We start from the raw sequence: 23,917 nt of genomic DNA, 5'->3' as shown, positions 1-23,917 counted from the left end.
AATGGAAACCATTTCCATTTATCCTAGCCGCATGGCCCGCAACGAACTACGCCCGATCATCAAGCTCCGCTCCACGGCGGGGACCGGCTACACGTACGTGACCCGCAAGAACCGCCGTAACGACCCCGATCGCATGACCCTGCGCAAGTACGACCCGGTCGCCGACCGGCACGTCGACTTCCGAGAGGAGCGCTGAGCCCACGCCATGAAGCCCGGAATCCATCCCCCGTACGGACCCGTCGTCTTCCGCGACAGGGCCGCGAACCACGCCTTCCTCACCCGCTCCACCATGACCAGCGACAAGACGATCGAGTGGGAGGACGGCAACACCTACCCCGTCGTCGACGTCGAGATCTCCTCCGTGAGTCACCCCTCCTACACGGGAACGGCGCGCGTGCTCGACACGGCAGGGCGCGTGGAGCGCTTCGAGCGGCGGTACGGACAGCGCGAGGCCCGCTGATGGGAGGAATGCTCCCGGTCGCCCTCGTGGGCGGGCTGCACTCCGACGCCCGCAGGGCCACGGTGGAGAAGCTGCTGGCCACCGTGCCGGGCAGTGTCGCGCTCCACCACGACCTCTCGACCGCCGCCCAGGGCACGGTCGTCCGTACCGTCCGTGATGCCACCGGTGTCCTGTCCACGGGCGAGGCGCCGCTCGTCAACGACTGCGCCTGCTGCGCGCTGCGCGAGGACCTCGTGCCCGAGCTGGAGCGGCTCGCCCACGGCGGGCTCACGCGGCTCGCGGTGGTCGAGCTGTGGGACTCGGTCGAGCCCAGGGCGATGGCCGAGGTCGTCGCCTCGCACGGCGGCGAGCGGCTGCGCCTCACCGGCGTGGTCACCGCGGTGGACCCGGCGCTGCTGCTGCCGTATCTCGCCAACGGCGACGACCTGATGGACGCGGGGCTCGCCGCCGCCGCGTCCGATCGGCGCACGGTCGCCGACACCTGGGCCCGGCAACTGGAGTACGCGCCCGTCCTTGCGCTGGTCGACGGCGAAGGGTCCCAGGAGGCTTCCGACGAGGACCGGGCGCTGCTGGCGCAGCTGCACCCGACCGCCCGTCAGGTCCCCGTGGACAGCGGGGGCGGGCTGACCGAGGCCGTGCTCGCCGGCTTCGACGTCGAGGCCGCGGCGGCCGCGCAGCACCCGGCGTGCGCACTGCTGCCGCAGGAGGCGGACGAGTGCGGGGTCGCCACGTATGTGTGGCACCGTCGCAGGCCCTTCCATCCCGAGCGGCTCTACGCGGCCCTCGAGGATCTGACCTGTGCGGCCGCCCGGAGCCGTGGCCGCTTCTGGCTGGCCGACCGGCCGGACACGCTGCTGGCCTGGGACGCGGCGGGCGGTGCGCTCTGCGTCGAGAGCGCGGGCCCCTGGCTGGCCTCGCTCCCGGACGCCGCCTGGGAGATGGTCCCGCCGGTACGCCGCGCCGCGGCCGCGCTGGACTGGCACCCCGAGCACGGCGACTGCTGCCAGCACCTGGTCTTCACGTCGCCCGGCCTGGACCGCGACGGGCTGGCGGAGCTCCTGGAGTCCTGCCTGCTGACCGACGCCGAGTACGCGGCGGGACCGGAGGCGTGGAAGCGCCTGCCTCCCGCCTTCGATTCCCTCCTGGAGGTATGACGTGGCCCCGCGCCGCTCCGACCGCAAGCCGGTCAAGTCCCGCCCGAATCCCCTGGACCAGGCGAAGATCACCTACATCGACTACAAGGACACCGACCTGCTGCGGAAGTTCATCTCCGACCGGGGCAAGATCCGCAGCCGCCGCGTCACCCGGGTGTCGGCGCAGCAGCAGCGTCTGCTGGCCCGTGCGATCAAGAACGCGCGGGAGATGGCGCTGCTGCCGTACTCGTCGTCGGCGCGCTGACGTTCAGCTCCCGGGGCGGTCCGGCGGTCGCCCCGGAGGACAGCCCAAAACAGGTAGGGATTTTCCTACGCTTGACGCGTAGGGAAATCCCTACCTATGGTGGGGGGCATGAACATCTCCCACGCCTCGTTCGTCACGCTTCCCGTCTCCGACCAGGACCGCGCCCTCGCCTTCTATCGCGACGTGCTCGGCTTCGAGGTCACCGCCGACCTCCAGATGCCGCCCGGGCGCTGGCTCCAGGTCGCGCCGAAGGGTGCGCAGACCGTCTTCACGCTCTCCGGGCCCGGGATGGGCGGCTTCACGCCCGGATCCGCCCGGGGGATCATGCTGGTCACGACCGATGTCGACGCCGACTGTGCGAAGCTCGCTGCGGCCGGAGTCGCGGTGGACGGGCCCGACGACCTCCCCTGGGGGCGGATGGCCGGCTTCACCGACCCCGACGGCAACGGCCTGATGCTGCTGACGGAGAAGGAAGGCATGTAAGCCCCCATGGTCACCACCGGTGAACGCGAGGACCGGCTCTTCGCCGCGCTCGCGAACACCACCCGCCGCGAAGTGCTCCGGCTGCTGCGCGAGGACGGCCCCCAGCCCGTCCAGGCCATCGCCGACCACTTCGACATGCGCAGGCCGAGCCTCTCGGAGCACCTCAAGGTGCTGCGGGAGGCCGGTCTCGTGTCCGAGGCGCGATCCGGCAGGCAGCGCATCTACCGCCTCGAAGCGGCTCCGCTCGCCGACGTACAGGACTGGCTCCATCCGTACGAGCGGTTCTGGCGCGACCGGCTCACGGGCCTCGGCGAGCTGCTGGACCGTATGCCTGACGATGAGTCATGAGCTTCGCAAGTGACGACGACCTCACCACCATCCGGGTCGACCAGTTCCTCGCCCATCCGCCCGCCAAGGTCTGGCGCGCGCTGACCGAGCCCGAGCTCATCGCCCAGTGGCTGATGCCCGGGGACTTCCGGCTGGAAGTGGGCCACCGCTACACGATGACCTCCGTGCCCCGTCCGGGCACCGGCTTCTCGGGGGCCGTCGGGGCCGAGGTCCAGGCCTTCGAGCGGGAGCGGATGCTCCGCGTCCACTGGGCCGATGCCGACCCCGGCTCCAGCGTGGACTGGACAATTACGTGGACCCTGGAGCCGGAAGGGCGTGGAACGCGTCTCTTTCTCGTGCACGAGGGTTTCGATCCGGACGACCCCGCCCAGCGGATGGCCCACAAGATCATGGGCGGCGGCTGGCGCTCGCACGTCATGCGGGCGCTGGAGGCCGCGCTGGATCGGTTGTGACCGAGGCTGTAACCGAAGGACCACCCCGCGTGCACGTGCATCTGCTCATGCATCCGCATATGAACACAGCTATGATCCGAGACAGTTGACACTTGCACCTTGTAACTCGGGGAGCGTCCTGTGCACGACGTGTACAACGGCATGGCGGCGACAGAGCTTCACGGGGTCGTCTGGCAGAAGAGCAGGCACAGCAACTCCCAGGGCTCATGCGTGGAGTTTGCGAAATTGCCCGGCGGGAACGTTGCGGTGCGCAATTCGCGATATCCGGACGGGCCCGCGCTGGTGTATACGCCGGCCGAGATCGAGGCGCTGCTGCTCGGCGTCAAGGACGGGGAGTTCGACCACCTGATAGCCGGCTGACTCCCGAAGCCCCGAGGTGTCCGTAGCCCCGGGACGGGGGTCAGCCGTGCTCGGTCGTGCGTCTCACTCCATCGGTCGTGCGCATTACTCCACCGGCAGCCGGAACAGCGCCCACACGACCTTCCCCGTCAGCGGCCCCGCCAGCGGGTGCCAGCCCCAACTGTCGCTGAAGGAGTCGACGAGAAACAGTCCCCGGCCGCATTCGGCGGAGTCCTCCGCCTCGCCCGCCACCGGGCTGTCCTGACTGGGATCGCGCACCGCGCACACCAGTCGTCCCGTCCAGCGCATCAGATGCAGCCGCACGGGCGGCTCCTGCTCGCGCTCGCGCGGGGTGTCCGCGGGCAGGGCGTGCCGCAGCGCGTTGGTGACGAGTTCGGAGACGACGAGTGCGACATCGTCGAAGCGGTCGGCCAGTTCCCACTGGGTCAGCGTTCTGCTCGTGAACTTCCGGGCGCCGCGTACGGCTTCGTAGCGGGCGGGCAGGGCGCAGGAGGCGGAGCTGGAGACGGCCGCGGGATCGATGGGCGGAAGTCCCTGCCGTAACGGCTCGAGCATGGTCGATCCATTCGTCCCCATGCGAGGCACTCCCGGGAATCGCGGCTGTGACGCTACAACACGAACGAGCACGAACGAGTACGCAGGTGCGCGGGGTCCATGGTTCCGAATGAGGTAGGCAGATGCAAGGGCAGATGCACGTGCACGCGCCCGTCCTGTCCGGCCCCGTGCCGGTTCACGCTCTTTTCTTCCCTGAGCTTCTTTCACGCCCTTCCCAAGGGCTTCCTGTTTCCGTAATCGATTGAGTACGGGGTGAAGCGTTTTGGTGGCAGAATCCGGGACTCAGGGTTCGGGGTGCTCCGGGACACACATGGCGATGGGGAGGGTTGGAGACGTGACCGCAGTGGAGTCGAGCGGAAGTGTGGTGCGGCGCATCCTGCTGGGCTCACAGCTGAGGCGGCTCCGGGAGTCCCGCGGCATCACGCGCGAGGCGGCCGGCTACTCGATCCGTGCATCCGAATCCAAGATCAGCCGTATGGAGTTGGGAAGGGTGAGCTTCAAGGCCAGGGACGTCGAGGACCTCCTCACGCTCTACGGCGTCACCGACGAGGCGGAGCGCGACGCCCTGCTCGGCCTGGCCCGGGAGGCCAACGTGGCAGGCTGGTGGCACAGCTACGGCGATGTGCTGCCCGGGTGGTTCCAGACATACATCGGCCTGGAGGGTGCCGCCTCGCTCATCCGGATCTACGAAGTCCAGTTCGTCCACGGCCTGCTGCAGACCGAGGGGTACGCGCACGCGGTCGTCTCCCGGGGCATGCCCGGCGCGCCGCGCGCCGAGATCGACCGACGGGTCGCGCTGCGCCTGGAGCGTCAGAAGGTGCTCGTGTCCGAGCGCGCGCCGCGCTTCCACGCCGTCCTGGACGAGGCGGCGCTGCGCCGGCCGTACGGCGACCGGTCGGTGATGCAGGGTCAGCTGAGGCATCTGATCGAGATCTCCGAGCAGCCGAACATCACGCTGCAGGTGATGCCGTTCAGCTTCGGCGGCCATGCGGGCGAGTCCGGGGCGTTCACGATGCTGAGCTTCCCCGAGTCGGACCTGTCCGACATCGTGTATCTGGAGCAACTGACCAGCGCGCTGTACCTCGACAAGCGGGAAGAAGTCGCCCTGTACGAACGGGTGATGGACCGGCTGCAGAGCGACTCGCCGGGTCCCGGGGAGAGCCGGGACCTGCTCCGCGGTCTACTCCAACTCACGTAGGACGACAGTACGATGACGTGGCATCAGGACCCTGCACCGTTTGCGCCTGCAGTAAGGGATCGTATGTCCTTCTTCACCGACCTGGCCCACCAGTACATCGACGGCGAGTGGCGGACCGGCAGCGGCTCGTGGGACATCATCGACTTCAATCCGTACAACGGCGAGAAACTGGCGGCCATCACGGTCGCCACGGTCGCCGAGGTCGACCAGGCGTACCGGGCGGCGGAGCGGGCGCAGCGCCCCTGGGCCCGGACCAATCCGTACAGTCGCAGACTCGTCCTCGAGCGCGCCCTGCGCATCGTCGAGGAGCGCGAGGACGACATCGCCGAGGCGATCATCGAGGAGCTCGGCGGGACCCGGCTGAAGGCCGGGTACGAGATCCATCTCGCGAAGGAGTTCCTGCGCGAGGCGATACAGCTGGCGGTGCGCCCCGAGGGCCGGATCCTGCCCTCGCCCGTGGACGGCAAGGAGAACCGCGTCTACCGGCTGCCCGTCGGCGTCATAGGCGTGATCACCCCGTACAACTTCCCCTTCCTGGTGACCATGAAGTCGGTCGCGCCCGCGCTGGCGCTCGGCAACGCGGTCGTCATCAAGCCCAACCAGAACACCCCGGTGGTCGGCGGCGGGCTGATCGCCAAGATCTTCGAGGACGCGGGCCTGCCGCCTGGTCTGCTCAACGTCCTGATCACGGACATCGCCGAGATCGGCGACGCGCTCATCGAGCACCCCGTCCCGAAGGTGATCTCGTTCGCCGGCTCGGACCGTGTCGGCCGCCATGTCGGAGCGGTCGCGGGCAGCAACTTCAAGCGGTCGATCCTGGAGCTGAGCGGCAACAGTGCGCTGGTCGTCCTGGACGACGCCGATCTCGACTACGCGGTGGACGCCGCGGTCTTCAGCCGCTTCGTGTACCAGGGCCAGGTCTGTATGGCCGCCAACCGGATCCTCGTGGACCGGTCCGTGGAGGCCGAGTTCACCGAGAAGTTCACGGCGAAGGTGGCGGCGCTGCGCACCGGCGACCCGCGGGACCCGGAGACCCAGATCGGCCCCGTCATCAACAACTTCCAGGCCGAGGCGCTGTCCGGCCTGGTGGACCAGGCGGTGGCGGACGGGGCCGAGGCGCTCGTCCGCGGACGGACGCGCGGCAATCTCGTCGAGCCGACGGTGCTCGCCGGGCTGTCGGAGGACTCGCCGCTGCTGCGTCAGGAGATCTTCGGCCCGGTGGCGCTGCTCGTGTCGTTCGACGGTGAGGAGGAGGCCGTGCGGATCGCCAACGACAGCCCGTACGGCCTGAGCGGCGCGGTGCACACGAGCGATGTGGAGCGGGGCGTGCGGTTCGCGCAGCGCATCGAGACCGGGATGTTCCACGTCAACGACTCGACGATCCAGGACGAACCGCTGGTCGCCTTCGGCGGCGAGAAGCTGTCCGGGCTGGGCCGGCTCAACGGCGATGCGACGGTGGAGGCCTTCACCACGCAGAAGTGGATATCGGTGCAGCACGGACGGACGAGGTTTCCGTTCTAGCCTTCCCGGGCGGTCCTCACTTGAGGACAGAAGCTGACCGCAAGGGTCCGTAGCTTGTGAGGTGTCAGGACGGCGACCGGTCGGCGAGCGGCCGGCCGGCACGGCACCTCATCGGCATCGGAAGGCGGACATCATGGTCACTCACGTTCCCGCGGAGGCCCAGGGCGATGAGCGCGGCGCGCTGATCTCCTTCGTCGAGGCGCAGCGCGGCGCGATCCGCAGGTCGGTCCTCGGGCTCACCGAGGAGCAGGCGGCGAGCCGCCCCAGTGCCAGCGAGCTCTCGCTCTCCGGGCTGCTGAAGCACGTGGCCGAGACCGAGCTGAACTGGCTGCGGATGGCGCAGCAGCGGCCGAACGAGAAGGCGCGCACCGAGGAGACGTGGGGGGACAGCTTCCGGCTCGTCGGCGGCGAGACGGTCCCGGGGATGCTCGCCTTCTGGGAGGGCGTGGCGAAGGAGACCGAGGACCTCATCCGCTCGGTCCCGAGCCTGGACGACACCTTCCCGCTGCCCGCGGCGCCCTGGTTCCCGAAGGAGGGCCGGGTGTCCATGCGCTGGCTGATGCTCCACCTCGTCGAGGAGATCGGCCGGCACGCGGGCCACGCGGACGTCGTCCGGGAGTCGCTCGACGGCAGGACCGCCTTCGAGCTGGTCGCGCTGGAGCGGGGCGAGAGCTGGGGCGACGGCCAGGGCTGATCGCGCGGCGGGCCTCAGGCCGAGCGGAGTCGGGGGAGCTGCCACACGCTTGAGGCATGACCAACGACGCCAACGATGCCCACGACGCCCACGAGGCGGGAGTGACTCCGATCGTCGTGCTCGCGGTCGTGCCGGCCGATCCGCCCTACCGGTTGGTGGAGATCAACGGAACCATGGTCGGCACCGCCCGCGACATGCTGGACGTGATCAAGCTTGCGTACCAGGCGGGGATGACCCATGTCGACCTCGACGACCCCTCGGTCGTGAGGTGGGTCGGCGGAGGCAAGTACAAGTGGCTGTGACCGGGTGGCTGCCCTGACCGTTCCGGGCACGGCACGGCACGGCACGGCACGGCACGGCACGGCACGGCGGGGCAGTGCGGCCCGCGTACCCTAGTCAAAGTTGAATAGGAGGGTACGCGGATGTCAGCGATCAGGCTGCTGGTCCTCGGGGCCGTACGCCAGCACGGGCGCGCGCACGGCTACCAGGTCCGCAACGACCTCGAGTACTGGGGCGCGCACGAGTGGTCCAACGCCAAGCCCGGGTCGATCTACCACGCGCTCAAGCAGATGGCGAAGCAGGGCCTGCTGCACGCCCATGAGATCGCGCCGTCGACGGCCGGCGGTCCGCCCCGTACCGAGTACGAGGTCACGGAGAAGGGCACCGCGGAGTACTTCACGCTCCTGCGCGAGGCGCTGACCTCGTACGACCAGAAGATGGACGTGCTCTCGGCCGGGATCGGCTTCCTCGTGGACCTGGAGCGGAGCGAGGCCGTGGAGCTGCTCCAGGAGCGGGTGCGCCGGATCGAGGAGTGGCGTGCCGCGGTCACCGGCTACTACACCCCCGAGGACGGACCCGAACAGCTCGGCCACATCGGCGAGATCATGAACCTGTGGGTCCACTCGGCGGACGCCGGGGCGGCATGGACGCGCGGCCTGATCGAGCGGGTCGAGGGCGGGGCGTACACCTTCGCGGGCGAGGGGGAGCCCTTCGTGGGGGTGCTCGCGGAGGGGCAGGAGAACCCCTATGCGACGGGTGTCCCCCATGAGGGGGACGACGCTTAATCAAGTTTGACTAGCCACATCCAGGGGATTGCCTGGAGGAGGCCGACCAGCTGGCCGACCGGATCTCCGTGATCGACCAGGGCCGGGTCGTCGCGGACGGCACGGCCGACCACCTCAAGGCGAAGCTCGGCTGTGACCGGATCGACGTCGTCGTACGGGATGCGGCGGACCTGCCGCGTGCCGCCGTGCTGCTGCCGGGCGACCCGGTCGTGGACGCGGACCGGCGGCTGCTGAGCGCGCCGGTGAGCGACCGGATGGCCGCGCTGACCGAGACCGTACGCGCATTGGAGGCGGCCGGGATTGAGGCGGAGGACATCGCACTGCGCCGCCCCACGCTCGACGAAGTCTTCCTGCACCTCACGAAGGAGGTGGCCGCGTGAGTACGTACGTACTGACCGACTCATGGACCATGACCCGGCGCGAACTCGCCCACTGGGCGCGCCGGCCCGTGGAGGTCGTCATCGGGCTGCTCTTCCCGGTGATGCTGCTGCTGATGTTCGGCTATCTGATCGGCGGCGGACGGGGCGTCGACGGGCCGTACATCGGCTTCCTGGTGCCCGGCATGCTGGCGCTGACCATGGCCTTCGGCCTCGAGGCGACGATGACGGCCGTCACCCAGGACCTCAACAAGGGGGTCATCGACCGCTTCCGGTCGCTGCCGATGGCGGACTCCGCGGTGCTCGTCGGCCGCAGCGTCGCGGATCTGCTCCAGTCGGCGCTCGGCCTGGTGGTGATGATCGGGGTCGGGTACGCGATCGGCTGGCGCTGGCACGGCGGATTCGGGGCGTTCCTGGGGGCGTTGGGGCTGCTGCTCCTGCTGCGCTTCGCGATGCTGTGGGTCGGCATCCATCTGGCGATGGTGGCGGGCAGGCCGCAACTGGTGCAGGCCGTCCAGAGCCTGGTCTGGCCGATCGGTTTTCTCTCCAACGCCTTCGCGACGCCCGAATCGATGCCGGCCTGGCTGGGCGCGACGGTCGAGTGGAACCCGCTGTCGGCGACGGCCACGGCGGTACGGGAGCTGTCCGGCATCCCGGCCGGCAGTGGCTCGTGGGCGGCGGAGCACGCACAGATGCTGGCGCCGGCGTGGCCGTTGGTACTGGCCGCGGTGTTCTTCCCGCTGACGGTGCGCCGCTTCGTACGGCTGAGCCACTGAGGAGGAGTGGACGCCGGTCCTCGCGTGCTCCTTTCCGTCTCGCACGCCGGACTCGCTCATCCGACAGTGCCGGCACGGCACGTCCCGGCTTCGTCGGGGCCGCTTCCGTCCTCCCCGGAACCTCCCGGATCAGGCTGCCCCCAGCTTCAACCGCCCTGCTGCGACAGGACGACGGTGGTGGTCATTCACTTCCACACGAACAACAAGCGCCTCACGGCGCACGCTCCGGCCGCCACAAAAAGCAGGGCAGGAACGTCCAGGTCCTTGCCGATCCACTCGGAAGCCTGCTGTGGGCCTGACCCGCGCTTGCGGCGCGGGTCAGGCCTATGCCGCGCAGCGCGGCGCGGCGCGGTGCACGCCATCCGCGCAGCCCGCGCCCGCGGCATCACCGACGCCCTGGCACAGTCACGCCTGCCCTGCTGGGCCCCCGGGCTCCGCTCCGCGCCCTGGGCGGGACACCGCACCTCACGGGAAGAAAATTGCTACCGTACTGGTTTCAGAGGTAACCCTGGATGGTTTAGCCTTCCTTCGAGCAAGGAGGCCGAAGATGCCACCGCGCACGATCGAGCGCAGCCCGCTGGCCCAGCCGCCTGAGGCTGATGTCGTCCTGCAATTCGTCAACACGCACCCCGCGGGACCCCACCGGTTGAAGGAGCGCTTCGGAAGCGCCCAGGACCTGCACGCATGGCTGCTGGAAAACGCCATGGGCTCGCAGACCACCCGCGTCACGGAGGCCGACGCGGCCGCCGCACGCGAGCTGCGCGAAGCCTTGATCACCGTGCTGCTCATCCACTCCGGCGACAAGGGCACCACACCCGAGGTACTCGCTCAGGCGGAGGAGTACCTGCGCCTTATCGCGTCCCGGTATCCGCTGATAACGGTCGTCACCGCCTCGGGGGCATCTTTGGAGACCGCGCAGACCGGCGTCCCCGGGCTGTTCGGCACCGTATTGGCGAACGCCACCCAGCTCGCCCAAGCGGGCGTGTGGGACAGGGTGCGGGCGTGTCGGCACGACCCGTGCCACTTCGGCTTCTTCGACCGGACGCGGAACAGCTCTGCCGTCTTCTGCGGCACGAAATGCGGCTCCCGGGCATCGATGCGGGCCTACCGGCAGAGGAAGAAGGACCTGGCTGCCACTACGCCGACCTGACAGCGCCGTGACGCGTGAGGGGAGAGCTTGCCGCCCCCGGGGATGCGGTGTCCGCCTGCACCGTTGGGAAGTCCGCCCACCTGCGTGCGCAACCGGGACCACGCCGTCCCCATCGCCTTGAGGGCGGGCTGGGAAGGTCCGGCCGCAGCGGTGACGCTCGCGGCGTCCATCGGATCGCCGGTCAGCAGCACCCGGGCCGCATCCCGTTCCTCCAGTCAGTGCAACACCTCGGTGATCCCGTCGTACGGGCGCGTCGGCGTGCGCAGGACCGCCTTGTCGTCGAACACCACCGCGCGCACCGTCTGGCGGGCCGCTATCGGCCGGCTTCTCGGCGCCGGCGGGGTGGGTGAGGTCTGGCGCGGCGTCGACGAGCGGCCCGATCGCCCCGTCGCGGTCAAGGTCCTCGCCCGGCCGGGCGTGGAGACGCCGAATACGCGCCTGTACGGGGAGGCGCAGGCCGCGGCCGCTCTGTCCCACGGGCACGCCGTCACGCCGCACACGTCGGCGAGGCGCAGGTGACCGGCGGCTCGTGTACCTGGTGATGGAGCTGGTCGAGAGCACACTGCTGAACCGGGTCCTCAAGCGCGGCCTGCCCGTCATGGCGGATGTGGTGCGCTGAGGACGGCAGATCTGCCAGGCCCTCGAGGCCGCGCTCGGCGCCCCCTGTGGTCCACCGCGACGTCAAGCCCGACAAAACCTCATCCGCCCTGGTGGGGGTGGGTGTGCTGGGTGCCGTGGACGTCGACCGCGTTGGCTCGAGTCGGCGCTCTCGCGCGGCCGGAGGTCGCAGCGGCATGACGATCGACCGTCCTTCTGTGACTGGCTGACCCGGGCGTGACGAACGCCTTCGCGACACCGCGCCTGCGTCTGCTGGTGCGACCGGACACGGTGCTGCGCCGGCACCGCGACCTGACCGCACGACCGGCATGGTGCCGCCTCCCGGCCGAAGCGCCCGGGACGACCCCGCATCGTCACCTCCATCAGGGCATTCTCGCTCGACGACGAGGTGACCGTGCCGTTGTGCGGGCTCAGGAAATGAACGAAGAGCGGCGTCACCCGTTGCTGTCCGGCCTGCCGGACGTCATCCATCTCCCGAACGGGCAGGCGAAACGGCTCGAGCTGCTGCGAGCAGTTCGACGACGAACCCGCGCAGGCCGGGTAGTGACGTTCGCCTCTCCGCGAAGAGTTGCAGGTTATGTTCTAACACCTTACGGTCCCAACTATGGCGAACGCACCCCGCCATGCTGAAGACCTCGGCGCGGCCCGCCCGAGCCCTTCTCCCGTCCCGCACGTGCCGGAAGGCACTTTTTTGGCGTGGTGGTCGCCGACAAGCCGCCGCTTCGCCGCTCTCGGCGCTCGGACCGAGAAGGGCATGCGAGCCGCTCCGGGAGCGCGGCCAACGGCCGCGTCGACGACCCGGGCCGAGCCCGCTCGCGGAGTGGGCCAGGGAACAAGCGCCTCGGCGCCGGCCTCGGACACCCATGGAACCGGTGACTCGCGGGTGCGAGATTCACCGACGTCAAGAAAGAAAGAGCCCCACATGTACATGAAGCTCGAAGTCATCGTGCTGCCCGTCTCCGACGTCGATCGGGCCAAGGCCTTCTATGAGGCGGTGGGATTCCGTCTGGATCTTGACAAGGCCGCCAGTGAGGACTGGCGCGCGGTGCACTTCACGCCGCCCGGCTCCGAGTGCTCGGTCATGTTCGGCAACGGGATGACCTCCGCCGCGCCGGGCTCGGCCCAGGGCCTCTACCTCGCCGTCTTCGACATCGAGGAGGCCCGCGCGGAGCTCGTCGGCCGCGGCATCGAGGTCAGCGAGGTGTTCCACGACGCCGGAGGACTCCTGTACCACGGCCACGAGGCCGGAGAGGTCACCCACCAGGTGGAGGGACAGGGGCGGCTCGCCGGCCTGCACCCCGACCGCGCCTCCTACGGCTCCTTCGCCACCTTCAGCGACCCCGACGGCAACGGCTGGGTGCTGCAGGAGATCAAGCAGCGGTTCCCCGGCCGCTGACACACGTCAGTCACCCACCCACAGGTGCGACGGGCCGTGACCAGCCTGGTGGCGGCCCGTCCGCTCAGCCCTTGGACGCAGCCCCGCCGTAGCCGGCGGCCGGATCCCGCACCGCGCGCACACGCTCCTCAATCGCGCGCGCTCCTCGATATCGAGGTCCCGCCTACGCCGTGACGCTCGAGAAACATTGCCAAGGGGATTCTCATGAACATGCCTCCCATGGAGCCGCCGGCCCAGGAGGGCCCGGTGCAACGCTCGCCGCCGGAAGCGCACCGGCGGAGCCGAGCCGGGCGGAAGCCTGCAGGACACGGAGGCATCCCTCATGGACCTGACACCGGCGCCCATCGCCCCCCGCGACGGCGCCGCCATCAGCCGCTGACGCGCCGCTCCGGGCAGGCATCCGGCACGCGGCGGACCACGCCGCCCGTGTCTCAATGGACCCGGCACAGAGGCACAGAGGGGAGGAGCGGGGGCGCGGCGCGTGCCGTTCCCCTGCTTCGTGCCCGTGCCCGTGCCGTACCTGTGCCCGCGCCTCAGTGGTGGAAGCCGGTGGCGGCCGCCTTGTCCTTGCTCTGCGGTGCTGTCTGGGCCCGCAGATCCGGCATGGCGCGCTTCAGATCCTCCACCAGCAGCGCCGACAGGTCCGCCGAGAAGCCGTTGCGGCAGACGAAGCGCAGCACCGACAGGTCCTCGCGGTTCGGCGGGAAGGTGTACGCGGGCACGAGCCAGCCGTTCTCCCGCAGCCGCCGCGAGACGTCGAAGACGTCGAAGTTCTTGATGTCCGGGGCGGTCGTGACGGCGAAGACCGGCAACTGGTCCCCCCGCGTGAGCAGCCGGAAGTCGCCCAGTTCCTCGATCCGGTCGGCGAGATGCCGCGCGACGTCCCGGGTCGTCTGCTGCACGGCCCGGTAGCCCGCGCGGCCGAGCCGCAGGAAGGTGTAGTACTGCGCCACGACCTGGGCCCCGGGCCGGGAGAAGTTCAGCGCGAACGTCGGCATGTCGCCGCCCAGGTAGTTGACCCGGAACACCAGCTCCTCGGGGAGCTCGTCGCGCGAGCGCCACAGCGCCCAGCCCACGCCCGGGTAGACCAGCCCGTATTTGTGCCCGGACGTGTTGATCGACGACACCCGCGGCAGACGGAAGTCCCAGACCAGGTCCTCGTCCACGAAGGGCGCGACCATCGCCCCCGACGCCCCGTCCACATGGACCGGGACGTCCAGCCCCGTGCGCTCCTGCAGGGCGTCCAGCGCGGCGCAGACCTCCGCGACGGGCTCGTACGACCCGTCGAACGTGGAGCCCAGGATCGCGACCACCCCGATCGTGTTCTCGTCGCACAGATCGGCCGCGGCCCGCGGGTCGAGGTGGAAGCGGTCGCCCTCCATCGGGACCAGCCGCGGCTCCACCTCCCAGAAGTTGCAGAACTTGTCCCAGCAGACCTGCACATTGACGCCCATGACGAGATTCGGCCGGGCGTCCCGCCCCGGATAGCGGTCGGCGTTCCGCTTCGCCCACCGCCGCTTCAGCGCCATCCCGGCGAGCATGCACGCCTCGCTCGACCCGGTGGTCGAACACCCCACCGTCGACGCCGGGTCCGGCGCGTGCCAGAGGTCGGCGAGCATCGCCACGCACCGTCGCTCCAGCTCGGCCGTCCGCGGGTACTCGTCCTTGTCGATCATGTTCTTGTCGCGGCACTCCGCCATGAGCACCGCGGCCTCCGGCTCCATCCACGTCGTCACGAACGTGGCCAGGTTCAGCCGGGAGTTGCCGTCCAGCATCAGCTCGTCGTGCACCAGTTGATAGGCCGTCGCGGGCGCCATCGGCCCGTCCGGCAGCTGATGTTTCGGCGGTGCCGACGTCATCGACCCCGTCGGATCGGCCTCCCCGTAGAACGGATTGAGCGAGAGCCTGCGGCGCTCCTCGCTCTCCTCGCGGCCGGTGCCGCCCTTGTGCAGTGCCATGTCGGATCGCCTTTCAGCGCAGTGGTGTGCCGTCGTTGTGGAGTTGCATCTGGGGCCGCCCGGTCACCAGCAGCCAGGCCGGCAGTAGGGCGACGCACAGCAGCGGGAACACATGCGGGTCGGCGGCGAGAACGGCCGCGGTGAACAGGCTCAGCCAGCCCATCCGGGTCACTGCCAGCAGCACCCCGAGCACCGCGCAGACCACCCCGAGCGTCGGATGCACCTCGGGCACGAGCGCGCTCACGCCAAGCCCCAGGGCGACCCCCACGAAGATGCTGGGAAAGATCCGGCCGCCCCGGAATCCGCACGCCGCCGCGACCGTGAGGGCTGCCAGCTTCACGATCGTCATCAGCGCGAACTGTCCGGACGACCAGCCCGACGGATCCGCCGCCAGCACTTTCACCTGCTCCAGGCCCTTGAAGAGCGTGAGCTCGCCGCCCAGCGCTCCGAGCAACCCCAGCACCAGCCCGCCCGCGGTGATCACCAGTACGGGGTTCCCGAGCCGCCGGAAGGCGGCGTGGAGGTAGGGGAACGCGTGGACGGCCGCCATCCCCACGAGCGCGCCCAGCGACGCGACCGCCAGCGCCGCCGGCACGTCGCCCCAGCGTGAGCCCGACAGTTCTGGCAGCGAGAGATCGAACGTCGGATGTGCGATCAGTACGGTGGTCAGCGCACCGGTCCCGCCCGCGATGAGCGGGGCGAACAGCTTGTCCCACAGCGCGCCGGGCGCAGGCCGCATGGCGAGGGACTCGGTGAGGATCAGCGCGGCCGCCACAGGTGTGCCGAAGAGCGCCCCGACGGTCCCCGCGGCCGCCAGCGCCGCCCACAGCTCCCCGCTCGAGCCGCGCATCGCCTTGCTGCCCAGCCAGGCCGCGAGCGCGATGTTCGAGGCCGTGATGGGGTTCTCGGGGCCGAGGCTGACGCCGCCCGCCAGTGCGAGCACGGCCGCCAGCAGCAGGCCCGGCACCACCGATGCGGGCAGCGGTGGGTCGACGAGCGCCGTCGTAGCCGGATCGGGCCCGGCGTGCCCGTACACCCTCCACACCACGAGCCCGACCGCGAGACCCGTCGTTGTGAGCACGACGATCACCCAGAGCGACGAGTACCGGCCGATGCCGATGGCGTCGGGCAGGACCTCCCACAGGACGTTCTTGAGCTGGTCCGAGAGTTCGGTCACGCCGAGCAGAAGCAGGCTCGACGCGACGCCGACGACCCCCGCGGGAAGGATCAGCGGCAGCAGCGCCCGCGCCGGGGTGGCCGCCTGGGGGCGGTCGGTCGTCGTCACGCGGCTCACGATAACGGCATGAATGGTGCACACACGGTGAACTCAGCCCGTACCGGAGCTCCTCGACGATCCGGGACGGCCCGATGGGCTCGACCGGCCCGGACGGCCTGGACGGCCCGAGCGGTTCGACTGGCCCGAACGAGCCCGGATCGGCCCGGCCCCGCCACGGACGCGCGTCACGCCCGCGGGGCGATCACCACGGCCGTGCCGTACGCGCAGACCTCCGTGCCCACGTCGGCCGCCTCCGTCACGTCGAAACGGAACATGAGCACCGCGTTCGCACCGCGCGCCCGCGCCTGCTCCACCAGGCGCTCCATCGCCTGGTTGCGGGTCTCCACGAGGGTCTTCGTGAGGCCCTTCAGCTCGCCGCCGATCATCGACTTGAGCCCCGCGCCGATCTGGCTGCCCAGGTGCCGCGAGCGGACCGTCAGCCCGAAGACCTCCCCGATCACATGCTGCACCTCGTGGCCCGGTACGTCGTTCGTCGTGACGACCAGCACATCGGGGTGCTTGCCCTGCCCGCCGCCGTAGTCATCGATGCCCATGGGGCACAGCTTCGTTGCCGCCCGTTCACCCCGCATCCGCAGAGGGCCGGTGGAACCCGTCGTCACTCGGATGCGTTGATAGCTTTGGGTTGCCGACACGCCGACCGACACGCCGTACGGCGCGGTGCACGCAGCCGATCGACCTTCAACACCACAGGAGCCCGGACCTCGTGAACACCCTTGCGCTCGGACCGAGCTGGCTGGACCCGGACTATCTGATCACCACGTTCGGTCTGATCGGCGTTCTCGTCATCGTCTTCGCAGAGTCCGGTCTCCTCATCGGTTTCTTCCTGCCCGGGGACTCGCTGCTGTTCACGACCGGCCTGCTGGTGACGACCGGCGTCATCAAGCAGCCCCTGTGGGTGGTGTGCACACTCGTCGTGCTGGCCGCGATCATCGGCGACCAGGTCGGCTATCTCTTCGGCCGCAAGGTCGGCCCCGCGCTCTTCAAGCGCCCGGACTCCAAGCTCTTCAAGCAGGAGAACGTGGAGAAGGCGCACGAGTTCTTCGAGAAGTACGGCCCGAAGTCCCTGGTCCTGGCCCGCTTCGTGCCCATCGTCCGGACGTTCACGCCGATCATCGCCGGTGTGAGCCGGATGAACTACCGCTCGTTCATCACCTTCAACGTCATCGGCGGCATGCTCTGGGGCGCGGGCGTCACGCTGCTCGGCGCCGCGCTCGGCAAGATCGAGTTCGTCCACAAGAACATCGAGGCGATCCTCATCGCCATCGTGCTCATCTCGGTCGTCCCGATCGTGATCGAGTTCCTGCGCGCCCGCTCCAAGGGCAAGAAGGAGGCCGAGGCGCTTCCCGACGGGGCACCGCAGGGCGCCGCGCGCGGGCGCCACGCCAAGCGCTGACCGCCGGGACCGAGTGCGACGGCCGGACCCGCCTCGGCGGTGTCCGGCCGTCGGCGTCAGAAGCCGCGCGTCCGCTTGGCCGCGCGGCGCCGGCCCGCCGCCGCCGGGCTGCGCAGGAACAGCCGGGCCATCTCGCCGCCCAGGTTCACCCCGATCGCGATCGCCAGCGCAAGCGCCGCCGCCCGCGCCAGCGAGGCGAAACCCAGGTCCATGTTGTTCTGCGCGATGTGCAGCACCCCGAAGTACATGGCGCTACCGGGCAGCAGCGGACCGATCGCCGCCGTCACGTACGGCAGTGACGAGGTGTGCTGAAAGCGCGCCAGCAGCTGCCCGAAGAGACCGACCAGCCCCGCTGCCACGGCCGTCGCCAGGACGGCCGAGCCTCCCGCCGTCACGGCGATCGCCGCGTAGATCACCCATGCGACCCCGCCGTTCGCCGCGGCGATCATGACGGTGGAGCGATCCTGTTGCAGCAGGATCGCGAAGGTCAGGCACAGCACCATCGACGCCAGGATCTGCACCACGGGCCGCTCGACGATGTCCAGCGAGCCCTCCGGACTCAGATTCGCCTCGAACTGCACGCCCACGTACAGCACCGTGAGCACGCCGACCACGATCGCCACGAAGAAGTAGGCGACCTCCAGCAGCCGGGCCGACGCCGTGATGTAGAAGCCGGTGAGCCCGTCCTGCACGGCCGCCACCAGCGCCCGCCCCGGGATCAGCGCGAACAGCCCACCGGTGATGACGGCGGAGGGCCGCAGATCCGCGTGGAGCGCACTGAGCGCGACCCCGATCGCGGCGGGCGGCATCGCGGCCACCACGAACTGGTAGAACTCGGGCAGCCCGCGCCCCGCGCACAGCCACGCCAGCCGGTCGCCCAGCATCGCGCCGACCGCCGCCGCCACGAACACCAGCGGGCCACCGCCCACCAGCACCGAGGCCGCGCCGGCCAGGACGCCCGCCGCCGTGGTGAGCACCCAGCCGGGATACGGGTGCCGGTTACGGCGGATCTCGGCCAGACGCCGGTACGCCTCGTCCAGCTTGACGTCGTGGTCCTCGGCACTGATGTCGGCGACGAGCTGGTAGACGGCGGTCAGCCGCGTGTAGTCGGTGCCCCGGCGCCGTACCGTGCGGTTGGCCGTCACCGGATCGTCGACGAGCGACGGCTGGTACGTGATCGACAGCAGCGTGAAGGTGACGGTCGGCTCGCAGTGGTCGAGTCCGTACGAGCTCGTGATGGCGAGCATCGCCGCCTCGACGTCCTCGGCGCCCTCACCGCCCGCGAGCAGCAGCTCGCCGATGCGCAGCGTCAGGTCGAGCACGCGCGGCACGGCGGGCCCCGCCTCGCCGGGTGGCTGCACCGGCTCCGGCATGGGCCGCTCGCTCACCGGGATCCGCAGCATCGTGCGCATCCGGTCCTGCCACGGCGCGTCCTTGGACAGCTGGACCACCGGGATGCCATGGGCCGGGGTGAAGGCCGGCGGGGACTCCTTCGCCCGGTACGTCGACGGCGGCGCGAACGCGGACCCCTCGGGCTCGGCCGGGGTTTCCGCCGCCAGGCCCGCGGGAACGGCGAACTCGGAGGACGGATGGTCCTCCTCGGGCGGTCCGGGCTGCTCCACACCCTCCGGCGCGGTGAAGGCGCTGTGCGCCTCGTCCGACTGCGGCTTCCGGTCCTCCGCCGGCTTCTCCCGCTCCGCCACCACCGCTCTCCCGATTCCTCTCCCGCGCCGAGGCCGTGTCTGCGCCCCCAGTATGCGACGGGCGGTACACCCCCGCGTGGGGTGCACCGCCCGTGGGCCGACCGTCAGGTCAGTGGGACCGCGTCAGTGCGCGCCGCCCTGCGCCTCGAGGCGCTTGTAGGAGGCCTCGATCTCGGCCTCGGCCTCGGCGCGGCCGACCCAGTTCGCACCCTCCACGGACTTGCCGGGCTCCAGGTCCTTGTAGACCTCGAAGAAGTGCTGGATCTCCAGGCGGTCGAACTCGGAGACGTGGTGGATGTCCCGCAGGTGCTCCACGCGCGGGTCGGAAGCCGGGACGCACAGCAGCTTGTCGTCGCCGCCGGCCTCGTCCGTCATCCGGAACATGCCGATGGCGCGGCACTTGATCAGGCAACCGGGAAACGTGGGCTCGTCCAGGATGACCAGGGCGTCCAGCGGGTCGCCGTCCTCGCCGAGGGTGTTCTCGACGAAGCCGTAGTCGGCGGGGTAGCTGGTCGAGGTGAAGAGACGACGGTCCAGTCGGATCCGGCCGGTCTCGTGGTCCACCTCGTACTTGTTCCGCGACCCCTTCGGGATCTCGATGGTGACGTCGAACTCCACGGGTGGCACTCCTCCATGATCAACACATATGTAGGTGACGCTGTGCCCGGCGGACCCGCCGGGTGCCATGCTCGCGGCAGGGCGCAGTGATTAAGTGTCCCCTACGCAGGTGTGTGATCGCGAAAGGGGCTGGTCAGTGGTGCCCGACCACAGAACGTGGCAGCTCACGGCAGGCGCGGCCGTGGTGGGCCTCGCCGTCGCGGCCGGAGCGGTGGCCGCGGCCGGTCCCTGGGACTCCGGTCAGCGTAAGGCCGAGCGCGACCGGGCCGCTGCCCTCGCCCGCACAGGTGGCGCACATCACGAGCCCGCAGGGGCGGCACCCGACGAGGCGGCACCCCCCGAGCCCGCGCCCGCGCCCAGCGCCCCCGGCGTGCTCGCCGCGCCCGTCCCACCGGCAGCCCCGCCCGCGCCCGCCCCCTTCACCAAGGCCCTCACGCCGCTGCTCCGCACCCCTGGGCTCGGCCCCGTCCTCACCGCGTCCGTCGTCGACGTCTCCACCGGCAAGCAGCTGTACGGGAAGAGCCCGGGCACCCTCATGACCCCGGCGTCGACCATCAAGATCGCCACGGCGGTCGCCGCGCTCTCCGCCACCGGACCCGCCCACCGCATCCCCACCACGGTCGTCGCCGCCCCCGACTACCGCGGGATCACCCTCGTCGGAGGGGGCGACCCCACCCTCGACATGCCCCGGCTGCGCACCCTGGCCGACTCCACCGCGCGCGCCCTGCGCGAGCACGGCGTCAGCACGATCCGGCTGTCGTACGACACCTCGCTCTACAAGGGACCCGTCCGGCACCCGATCGGCCCCAACAACAACATCGCCCCGGTCAGCCCCCTGATGCTCAACGAAGGACGGCTCGACGCATCCTCCAGCGGGCCCGCTCCGCGCGGCGGGGACCCGGCGCGCGACACCGCCGCCGCCTTCGTCGGGATGCTCGCCGTGCGCGGCATCAACACCGAGGCGGGCCCGGACCTGGGCAAGGTCCCGGCCAAGGCCGTGCCCGTCGCCAAGACCCTCTCCGCGCCGATGTCCGCGCTGGTCGAACGGATGCTGACCAACAGCGACAACGACCTCGCGGAGGCGCTCGCCCGGCAGACCGCGATCGTGGGCGGGCGCCCGGCGAGCTTCGCCGGCGCGCAGGCCGCCGTCGCCGAACGGCTGAAGCGGCTCAAACTCCCGGTGGGCAAGGCCCGGTTCGCCGACGGCAGCGGGCTGAACCGCGCGGACAAGGTCTCGGCCGGCCTCCTCACCGCCCTGCTCGCCCGCGCCGCCGACCCGGCCCACCCCGAGCTCCGCCCCGTCCTCACCGGGCTCCCGGTCGCCGGCTTCACCGGCACCCTCAGCGGCCGCGCCGAGGCCAGGACCGCCGGTCTCGTCCGGGCCAAGACCGGCAGCCTCACCGGGGTCGACACCCTCGCGGGCACGGTTGTCGCCCGTGACGGCCGGGTGCTGGCCTTTGCCTTCATGGCCGGCCGCACCCCGTCCTACGGCGCCGGCCGCCCGGCCCTGGACCGCATGGCGGCGGCGCTGGTCGGCTGACGGGGTGCGTCCCGCCGGGTACCGGCCCGGCCCCGCCGGGGCGACGGGCCCCCGCCCGGCAGGGCGTAACCCGCTCGCACCGTGGCCCCGACAACGTACGGTTGACGCATGACGAGCATCGGTGGTGCCGAGATGGTCGACTGGAACCTCGCGGTCGCGACCGCGACCCGCCTCGTACGGCCGGGCCCCGACGTCAGCCGGGACGAGGCACGCGCCGTCGTCGCCGAGCTGCGCCGGCATGCCAAGTCGTCCGAGCAGCACGTCCGGGACTTCACCCGGATGATCCCCGAAGGGCACGAGCCCGAGGACACCCCGGTCCTCGTCGTCGACCGGGCCGGCTGGGTGAAGGCCAACGTCGCGGGCTTCCGCGAGCTGCTGAAACCGCTGCTGGACAAGATGCAGGAGCGCCGCGCCGGCACGCCCGGCGGCGCGATGTTCGGCGCCGTCGGCGGCAAGGTGACGGGCGTCGAACTGGGGATGCTGCTCTCGTTCCTGGCGTCCCGCGTCCTCGGCCAGTACGAGACCTTCGCCCCGTCCACGCGCGAACTGCCCGGCGCCGCGGGCAGCAACGGCCGCCTCCTCCTGGTCGCGCCGAACATCGTCCACGTCGAGCGCGAGCTGGACGTGGAGCCGCACGACTTCCGGCTCTGGGTCTGCCTCCACGAGGAGACGCACCGCACCCAGTTCACGGCCGTGCCCTGGCTCCGCGACCATCTGGAGGGCGAGATCCAGGCGTTCCTCGCCGAGACCGACGTCGACCCGATGACCGTACTGGAGCGGCTGCGCGAGGCCGCCCAGTCGCTCGCCGGGGGACGCCCCGAGGGCGAGGAGAACGAGGGCCGTTCCCTCGTGGAGATCGTGCAGACGCCGGAGCAGCGCGAGATCCTCGGCCGGCTGACCGCCGTGATGTCCCTCCTCGAAGGCCACGCGGACTTCGTGATGGACGGCGTGGGCCCGCAGGTCGTGCCGTCCGTCGGCGAGATCCGGGAGAAGTTCCAGCAGCGCCGCGCCCGGGGCGCCTCGCGCCTCGACATCGCGCTGCGCAAGCTGCTCGGCCTCGACGCGAAGCTGCGCCAGTACCGGGACGGCGAGCGCTTCGTACGGGCCGTCGTCGAGGAGGTCGGTATGGACGGGTTCAACCGGGTCTGGACCTCGCCCAACACCCTGCCCACGAAGGCGGAGATCGCCAAACCGGCGGACTGGGTCGCGAGGGTGCACCGTAAGGCAGACTGACGAGGGGCATGCGGCCGGCGGCAGAAGGACGCCCCCCTAATCACCCATCCGAGGGACCGTAGGCGATGGGTAGGCGTGCAATGCTCGGGGAACGGCCCGGTTCTGTCACCATCGACGCACTCTGAGTGACCGATCCTCCCCTCCCGACTCCGACGAGGCACCCCAACTTCACGAAGGGCACCGGACATGGGTCCCCATCCTGCGGTCGCGGCGATACGCCTGGCGGTCCGCCGCGTACTCCACGACGTACTCAACGAACTGACCGAGATCCCGCGCACCGCTGTCGGCGCCACGACAGGCACCGCGCGCTACGCGGACGGGCGCTCCGCGGACCGGCGCTCCACCGAGGGGCAGGGCCCCGACCGGCCGCCCCTCGTCCTCGTCGCATGCTCCGGCGGGGCCGACTCGATGGCGCTCGCCTCCGCCCTCGCCTTCGAGGCCCCCAAGCTTTCCGTGCGCGCCGGCGGCATCACCGTGGACCACGGCCTGCAGGCCGGCTCGGGCCAGCGTGCCGCCGAGGTCGCCGCCCGTCTCACCGCCATGCGGCTCGATCCCGTTGAGGCGATCGCCGTGACCGTCGGCCGCGACGGCGGCCCCGAGGCCGCGGCCCGCGACGCGCGCTACGCCGCGCTGGACGAGGCCGCCGAGCGCCTCGGTGCGGCCGCCGTCCTGCTCGGCCACACGCGTGACGACCAGGCGGAGACGGTCCTGCTGGGCCTCGCCCGCGGTTCCGGCACCCGTTCGCTGTCCGGCATGGCCGCCGTGTCCCCCTCCGGCCGCTACCGCCGCCCCTTCCTCCACCTCGACCGGCAGACCGCCCGCAAGGCGTGCCTCGTCCAGCACCTGCCCGTCTGGGACGACCCGATGAACGCAGACCCCGCGTACACCCGCTCACGGCTGCGCCACGAGGGCCTGCCCGCCCTCGAGAAGGCGCTCGGCAAGGGTGTCGTCGAGGCCCTCGCGCGCACCGCCCAGCTCTCCCGCGACGATGCCGACGCCCTGGACGCCTGGGCCGCCGACGTGGACTCGTCCGTACGTGACGAAGCCGGCCTTCTCGACTGCGCGAAGCTCTACGCACTGCCCCCCGCAGTCCGTCGCAGGGTGCTCCGCCGGGCCCTGGTCGCAGCCGGTTCACCTGCGGGTTCGCTCTTCGCGCGGCACGTCGAGGAGGTCGAGCGGCTGATCACCGGCTGGCGCGGCCAGGGGGCCATCAACCTGCCCGGCCGCGTCGAAGCCCGCCGGCAGGGTGGCAGACTGGTCATTCGGCAAGGCTGAGCCGACAGCGGGCCAGCGGGCCGATCCGCCGATACGGCAAGGGCTAGCGA

The 23,917-nt window shown here is 70.8% G+C and carries 27 protein-coding genes and 1 pseudogene; 22 read left to right on the top strand and 6 right to left on the bottom strand.

Annotated features, from left to right (window positions below; genetic code table 11):
• The first annotated feature begins 31 nt into the window (after window positions 1-31).
• The 8 genes from rpmG to ACFV9O_RS23990 all read left to right on the top strand — a co-directional run bounded on the left by rpmG (window position 32) and on the right by ACFV9O_RS23990 (window position 3,501).
• The gene (gene rpmG / locus ACFV9O_RS24025) at window positions 32-196 is read left to right on the top strand and encodes a 50S ribosomal protein L33 (RefSeq protein ID WP_385421048.1); all 165 of its coding nucleotides are present in this window, start codon (window positions 32-34) and stop codon (window positions 194-196) included.
• A 9-nt stretch (window positions 197-205) separates the two neighbouring features.
• Complete coding sequence (locus ACFV9O_RS24020) at window positions 206-460, top strand: type B 50S ribosomal protein L31 (protein WP_385421046.1); 255 nt, start codon at window positions 206-208, stop codon at window positions 458-460.
• A complete protein-coding gene (locus tag ACFV9O_RS24015; RefSeq protein WP_385421044.1) occupies window positions 460-1,614 on the top strand; it encodes a CobW family GTP-binding protein in 1,155 nt (384 codons plus the stop codon). The genes ACFV9O_RS24020 and ACFV9O_RS24015 overlap by 1 nt, the downstream gene beginning before the upstream one ends.
• Window position 1,615: 1 nt before the next feature.
• On the top strand, window positions 1,616-1,858 hold the full coding sequence (gene rpsR, locus ACFV9O_RS24010; RefSeq protein WP_385421042.1) for a 30S ribosomal protein S18: 243 nt from the start codon (window positions 1,616-1,618) through the stop codon (window positions 1,856-1,858).
• A 108-nt stretch (window positions 1,859-1,966) separates the two neighbouring features.
• Complete coding sequence (locus ACFV9O_RS24005; protein WP_385421040.1) at window positions 1,967-2,341, top strand: VOC family protein; 375 nt, start codon at window positions 1,967-1,969, stop codon at window positions 2,339-2,341.
• Between the two features lie 6 nt (window positions 2,342-2,347).
• Complete coding sequence (locus ACFV9O_RS24000; protein WP_385421038.1) at window positions 2,348-2,689, top strand: ArsR/SmtB family transcription factor; 342 nt, start codon at window positions 2,348-2,350, stop codon at window positions 2,687-2,689.
• Window positions 2,686-3,141: an SRPBCC domain-containing protein gene (locus ACFV9O_RS23995; RefSeq protein ID WP_385421036.1), complete on the top strand. Its 456-nt coding sequence runs from the start codon at window positions 2,686-2,688 to the stop codon at window positions 3,139-3,141. Before ACFV9O_RS24000 ends, ACFV9O_RS23995 begins: the two co-directional genes overlap by 4 nt.
• A gap of 120 nt (window positions 3,142-3,261) precedes the next feature.
• Window positions 3,262-3,501 (top strand): DUF397 domain-containing protein, encoded by a 240-nt coding sequence (locus ACFV9O_RS23990; protein ID WP_385421035.1) that lies wholly within the window; start codon window positions 3,262-3,264, stop codon window positions 3,499-3,501.
• 84 nt (window positions 3,502-3,585) lie between these two features.
• On the opposite strand, the gene ACFV9O_RS23985 is transcribed toward ACFV9O_RS23990, so the two are convergent.
• Window positions 3,586-4,077: an ATP-binding protein gene (locus ACFV9O_RS23985; protein ID WP_385421033.1), complete on the bottom strand. Its 492-nt coding sequence runs from the start codon at window positions 4,075-4,077 to the stop codon at window positions 3,586-3,588.
• 295 nt (window positions 4,078-4,372) lie between these two features.
• On the opposite strand from ACFV9O_RS23985, the gene ACFV9O_RS23980 reads away from it, so the two are divergent.
• From ACFV9O_RS23980 to ACFV9O_RS23935, 10 genes and pseudogenes are all read left to right on the top strand, one after another.
• Complete coding sequence (locus ACFV9O_RS23980; protein ID WP_385421032.1) at window positions 4,373-5,254, top strand: helix-turn-helix domain-containing protein; 882 nt, start codon at window positions 4,373-4,375, stop codon at window positions 5,252-5,254.
• A 63-nt stretch (window positions 5,255-5,317) separates the two neighbouring features.
• Window positions 5,318-6,775, top strand: a complete 1,458-nt coding sequence (locus tag ACFV9O_RS23975) for an aldehyde dehydrogenase family protein (RefSeq protein WP_385421030.1) — start codon at window positions 5,318-5,320, stop codon at window positions 6,773-6,775.
• A 133-nt stretch (window positions 6,776-6,908) separates the two neighbouring features.
• Window positions 6,909-7,469 carry a DinB family protein gene (locus ACFV9O_RS23970; protein ID WP_385421028.1) on the top strand — a complete coding sequence of 187 codons (561 nt, stop codon included), beginning with the start codon at window positions 6,909-6,911 and terminating at the stop codon, window positions 7,467-7,469.
• Between the two features lie 56 nt (window positions 7,470-7,525).
• Window positions 7,526-7,771 (top strand): hypothetical protein, encoded by a 246-nt coding sequence (locus ACFV9O_RS23965; protein WP_385421027.1) that lies wholly within the window; start codon window positions 7,526-7,528, stop codon window positions 7,769-7,771.
• 120 nt (window positions 7,772-7,891) lie between these two features.
• Window positions 7,892-8,533 carry a PadR family transcriptional regulator gene (locus ACFV9O_RS23960; RefSeq protein WP_385421025.1) on the top strand — a complete coding sequence of 214 codons (642 nt, stop codon included), beginning with the start codon at window positions 7,892-7,894 and terminating at the stop codon, window positions 8,531-8,533.
• A gap of 32 nt (window positions 8,534-8,565) precedes the next feature.
• Window positions 8,566-8,913 (top strand): annotated as a pseudogene (locus ACFV9O_RS23955) (daunorubicin/doxorubicin resistance ABC transporter ATP-binding protein DrrA); the annotation flags it as partial.
• Window positions 8,914-8,942: 29 nt separating this feature from the next.
• Complete coding sequence (locus ACFV9O_RS23950; RefSeq protein WP_385421065.1) at window positions 8,943-9,686, top strand: ABC transporter permease; 744 nt, start codon at window positions 8,943-8,945, stop codon at window positions 9,684-9,686.
• Window positions 9,687-10,233: 547 nt separating this feature from the next.
• A complete protein-coding gene (locus ACFV9O_RS23945) occupies window positions 10,234-10,836 on the top strand; it encodes an ABATE domain-containing protein (protein WP_385421023.1) in 603 nt (200 codons plus the stop codon).
• A gap of 84 nt (window positions 10,837-10,920) precedes the next feature.
• Window positions 10,921-11,355: a hypothetical protein gene (locus tag ACFV9O_RS23940; RefSeq protein WP_385421021.1), complete on the top strand. Its 435-nt coding sequence runs from the start codon at window positions 10,921-10,923 to the stop codon at window positions 11,353-11,355.
• Window positions 11,356-12,376: 1,021 nt separating this feature from the next.
• Window positions 12,377-12,850, top strand: coding sequence for a VOC family protein (locus ACFV9O_RS23935; protein ID WP_385421019.1), 474 nt, complete (start codon window positions 12,377-12,379; stop codon window positions 12,848-12,850).
• 533 nt (window positions 12,851-13,383) lie between these two features.
• Here ACFV9O_RS23935 and ACFV9O_RS23930 read toward each other — a convergent pair.
• The 3 genes from ACFV9O_RS23930 to ACFV9O_RS23920 form a co-directional block, all read right to left on the bottom strand.
• Window positions 13,384-14,808 carry a glutamate decarboxylase gene (locus tag ACFV9O_RS23930; RefSeq protein ID WP_385421018.1) on the bottom strand — a complete coding sequence of 475 codons (1,425 nt, stop codon included), beginning with the start codon at window positions 14,806-14,808 and terminating at the stop codon, window positions 13,384-13,386.
• Window positions 14,809-14,821: 13 nt separating this feature from the next.
• The gene (locus ACFV9O_RS23925; RefSeq protein WP_385421016.1) at window positions 14,822-16,093 is read right to left on the bottom strand and encodes an ion channel protein; all 1,272 of its coding nucleotides are present in this window, start codon (window positions 16,091-16,093) and stop codon (window positions 14,822-14,824) included.
• Between the two features lie 176 nt (window positions 16,094-16,269).
• Window positions 16,270-16,638, bottom strand: a complete 369-nt coding sequence (locus ACFV9O_RS23920; RefSeq protein ID WP_385421014.1) for a YbjQ family protein — start codon at window positions 16,636-16,638, stop codon at window positions 16,270-16,272.
• Window positions 16,639-16,808: 170 nt separating this feature from the next.
• Here ACFV9O_RS23920 and ACFV9O_RS23915 point away from each other — a divergent pair, with 170 nt between their 5' ends.
• On the top strand, window positions 16,809-17,498 hold the full coding sequence (locus tag ACFV9O_RS23915; RefSeq protein WP_385421012.1) for a DedA family protein: 690 nt from the start codon (window positions 16,809-16,811) through the stop codon (window positions 17,496-17,498).
• Between the two features lie 56 nt (window positions 17,499-17,554).
• Here ACFV9O_RS23915 and ACFV9O_RS23910 read toward each other — a convergent pair whose 3' ends face one another.
• Both ACFV9O_RS23910 and ACFV9O_RS23905 read right to left on the bottom strand, forming a co-directional pair.
• Window positions 17,555-19,204 carry a threonine/serine exporter family protein gene (locus tag ACFV9O_RS23910; protein WP_385421011.1) on the bottom strand — a complete coding sequence of 550 codons (1,650 nt, stop codon included), beginning with the start codon at window positions 19,202-19,204 and terminating at the stop codon, window positions 17,555-17,557.
• A 120-nt stretch (window positions 19,205-19,324) separates the two neighbouring features.
• Complete coding sequence (locus ACFV9O_RS23905) at window positions 19,325-19,819, bottom strand: inorganic diphosphatase (protein ID WP_019888410.1); 495 nt, start codon at window positions 19,817-19,819, stop codon at window positions 19,325-19,327.
• Between the two features lie 139 nt (window positions 19,820-19,958).
• Between ACFV9O_RS23905 and dacB the strand changes: the two genes are divergently transcribed.
• The 3 genes from dacB to tilS all read left to right on the top strand — a co-directional run bounded on the left by dacB (window position 19,959) and on the right by tilS (window position 23,867).
• A complete protein-coding gene (gene dacB / locus ACFV9O_RS23900) occupies window positions 19,959-21,359 on the top strand; it encodes a D-alanyl-D-alanine carboxypeptidase/D-alanyl-D-alanine-endopeptidase (protein ID WP_385421009.1) in 1,401 nt (466 codons plus the stop codon).
• 108 nt (window positions 21,360-21,467) lie between these two features.
• Entirely contained in the window at window positions 21,468-22,592 is a 1,125-nt protein-coding gene (locus ACFV9O_RS23895) for a zinc-dependent metalloprotease (protein ID WP_385421007.1), read from the top strand.
• A gap of 186 nt (window positions 22,593-22,778) precedes the next feature.
• On the top strand, window positions 22,779-23,867 hold the full coding sequence (gene tilS, locus ACFV9O_RS23890; RefSeq protein WP_385421005.1) for a tRNA lysidine(34) synthetase TilS: 1,089 nt from the start codon (window positions 22,779-22,781) through the stop codon (window positions 23,865-23,867).
• Window positions 23,868-23,917 lie beyond the last annotated feature (50 nt).

The sequence above is a fragment of the Streptomyces sp. NPDC059909 genome (assembly GCF_042730885.1).
GTDB lineage: Bacteria > Actinomycetota > Actinomycetes > Streptomycetales > Streptomycetaceae > Streptomyces.
Note: the sequence above shows the minus strand (reverse complement) of the source record. Positions and strands in the feature narration are given on the sequence as shown.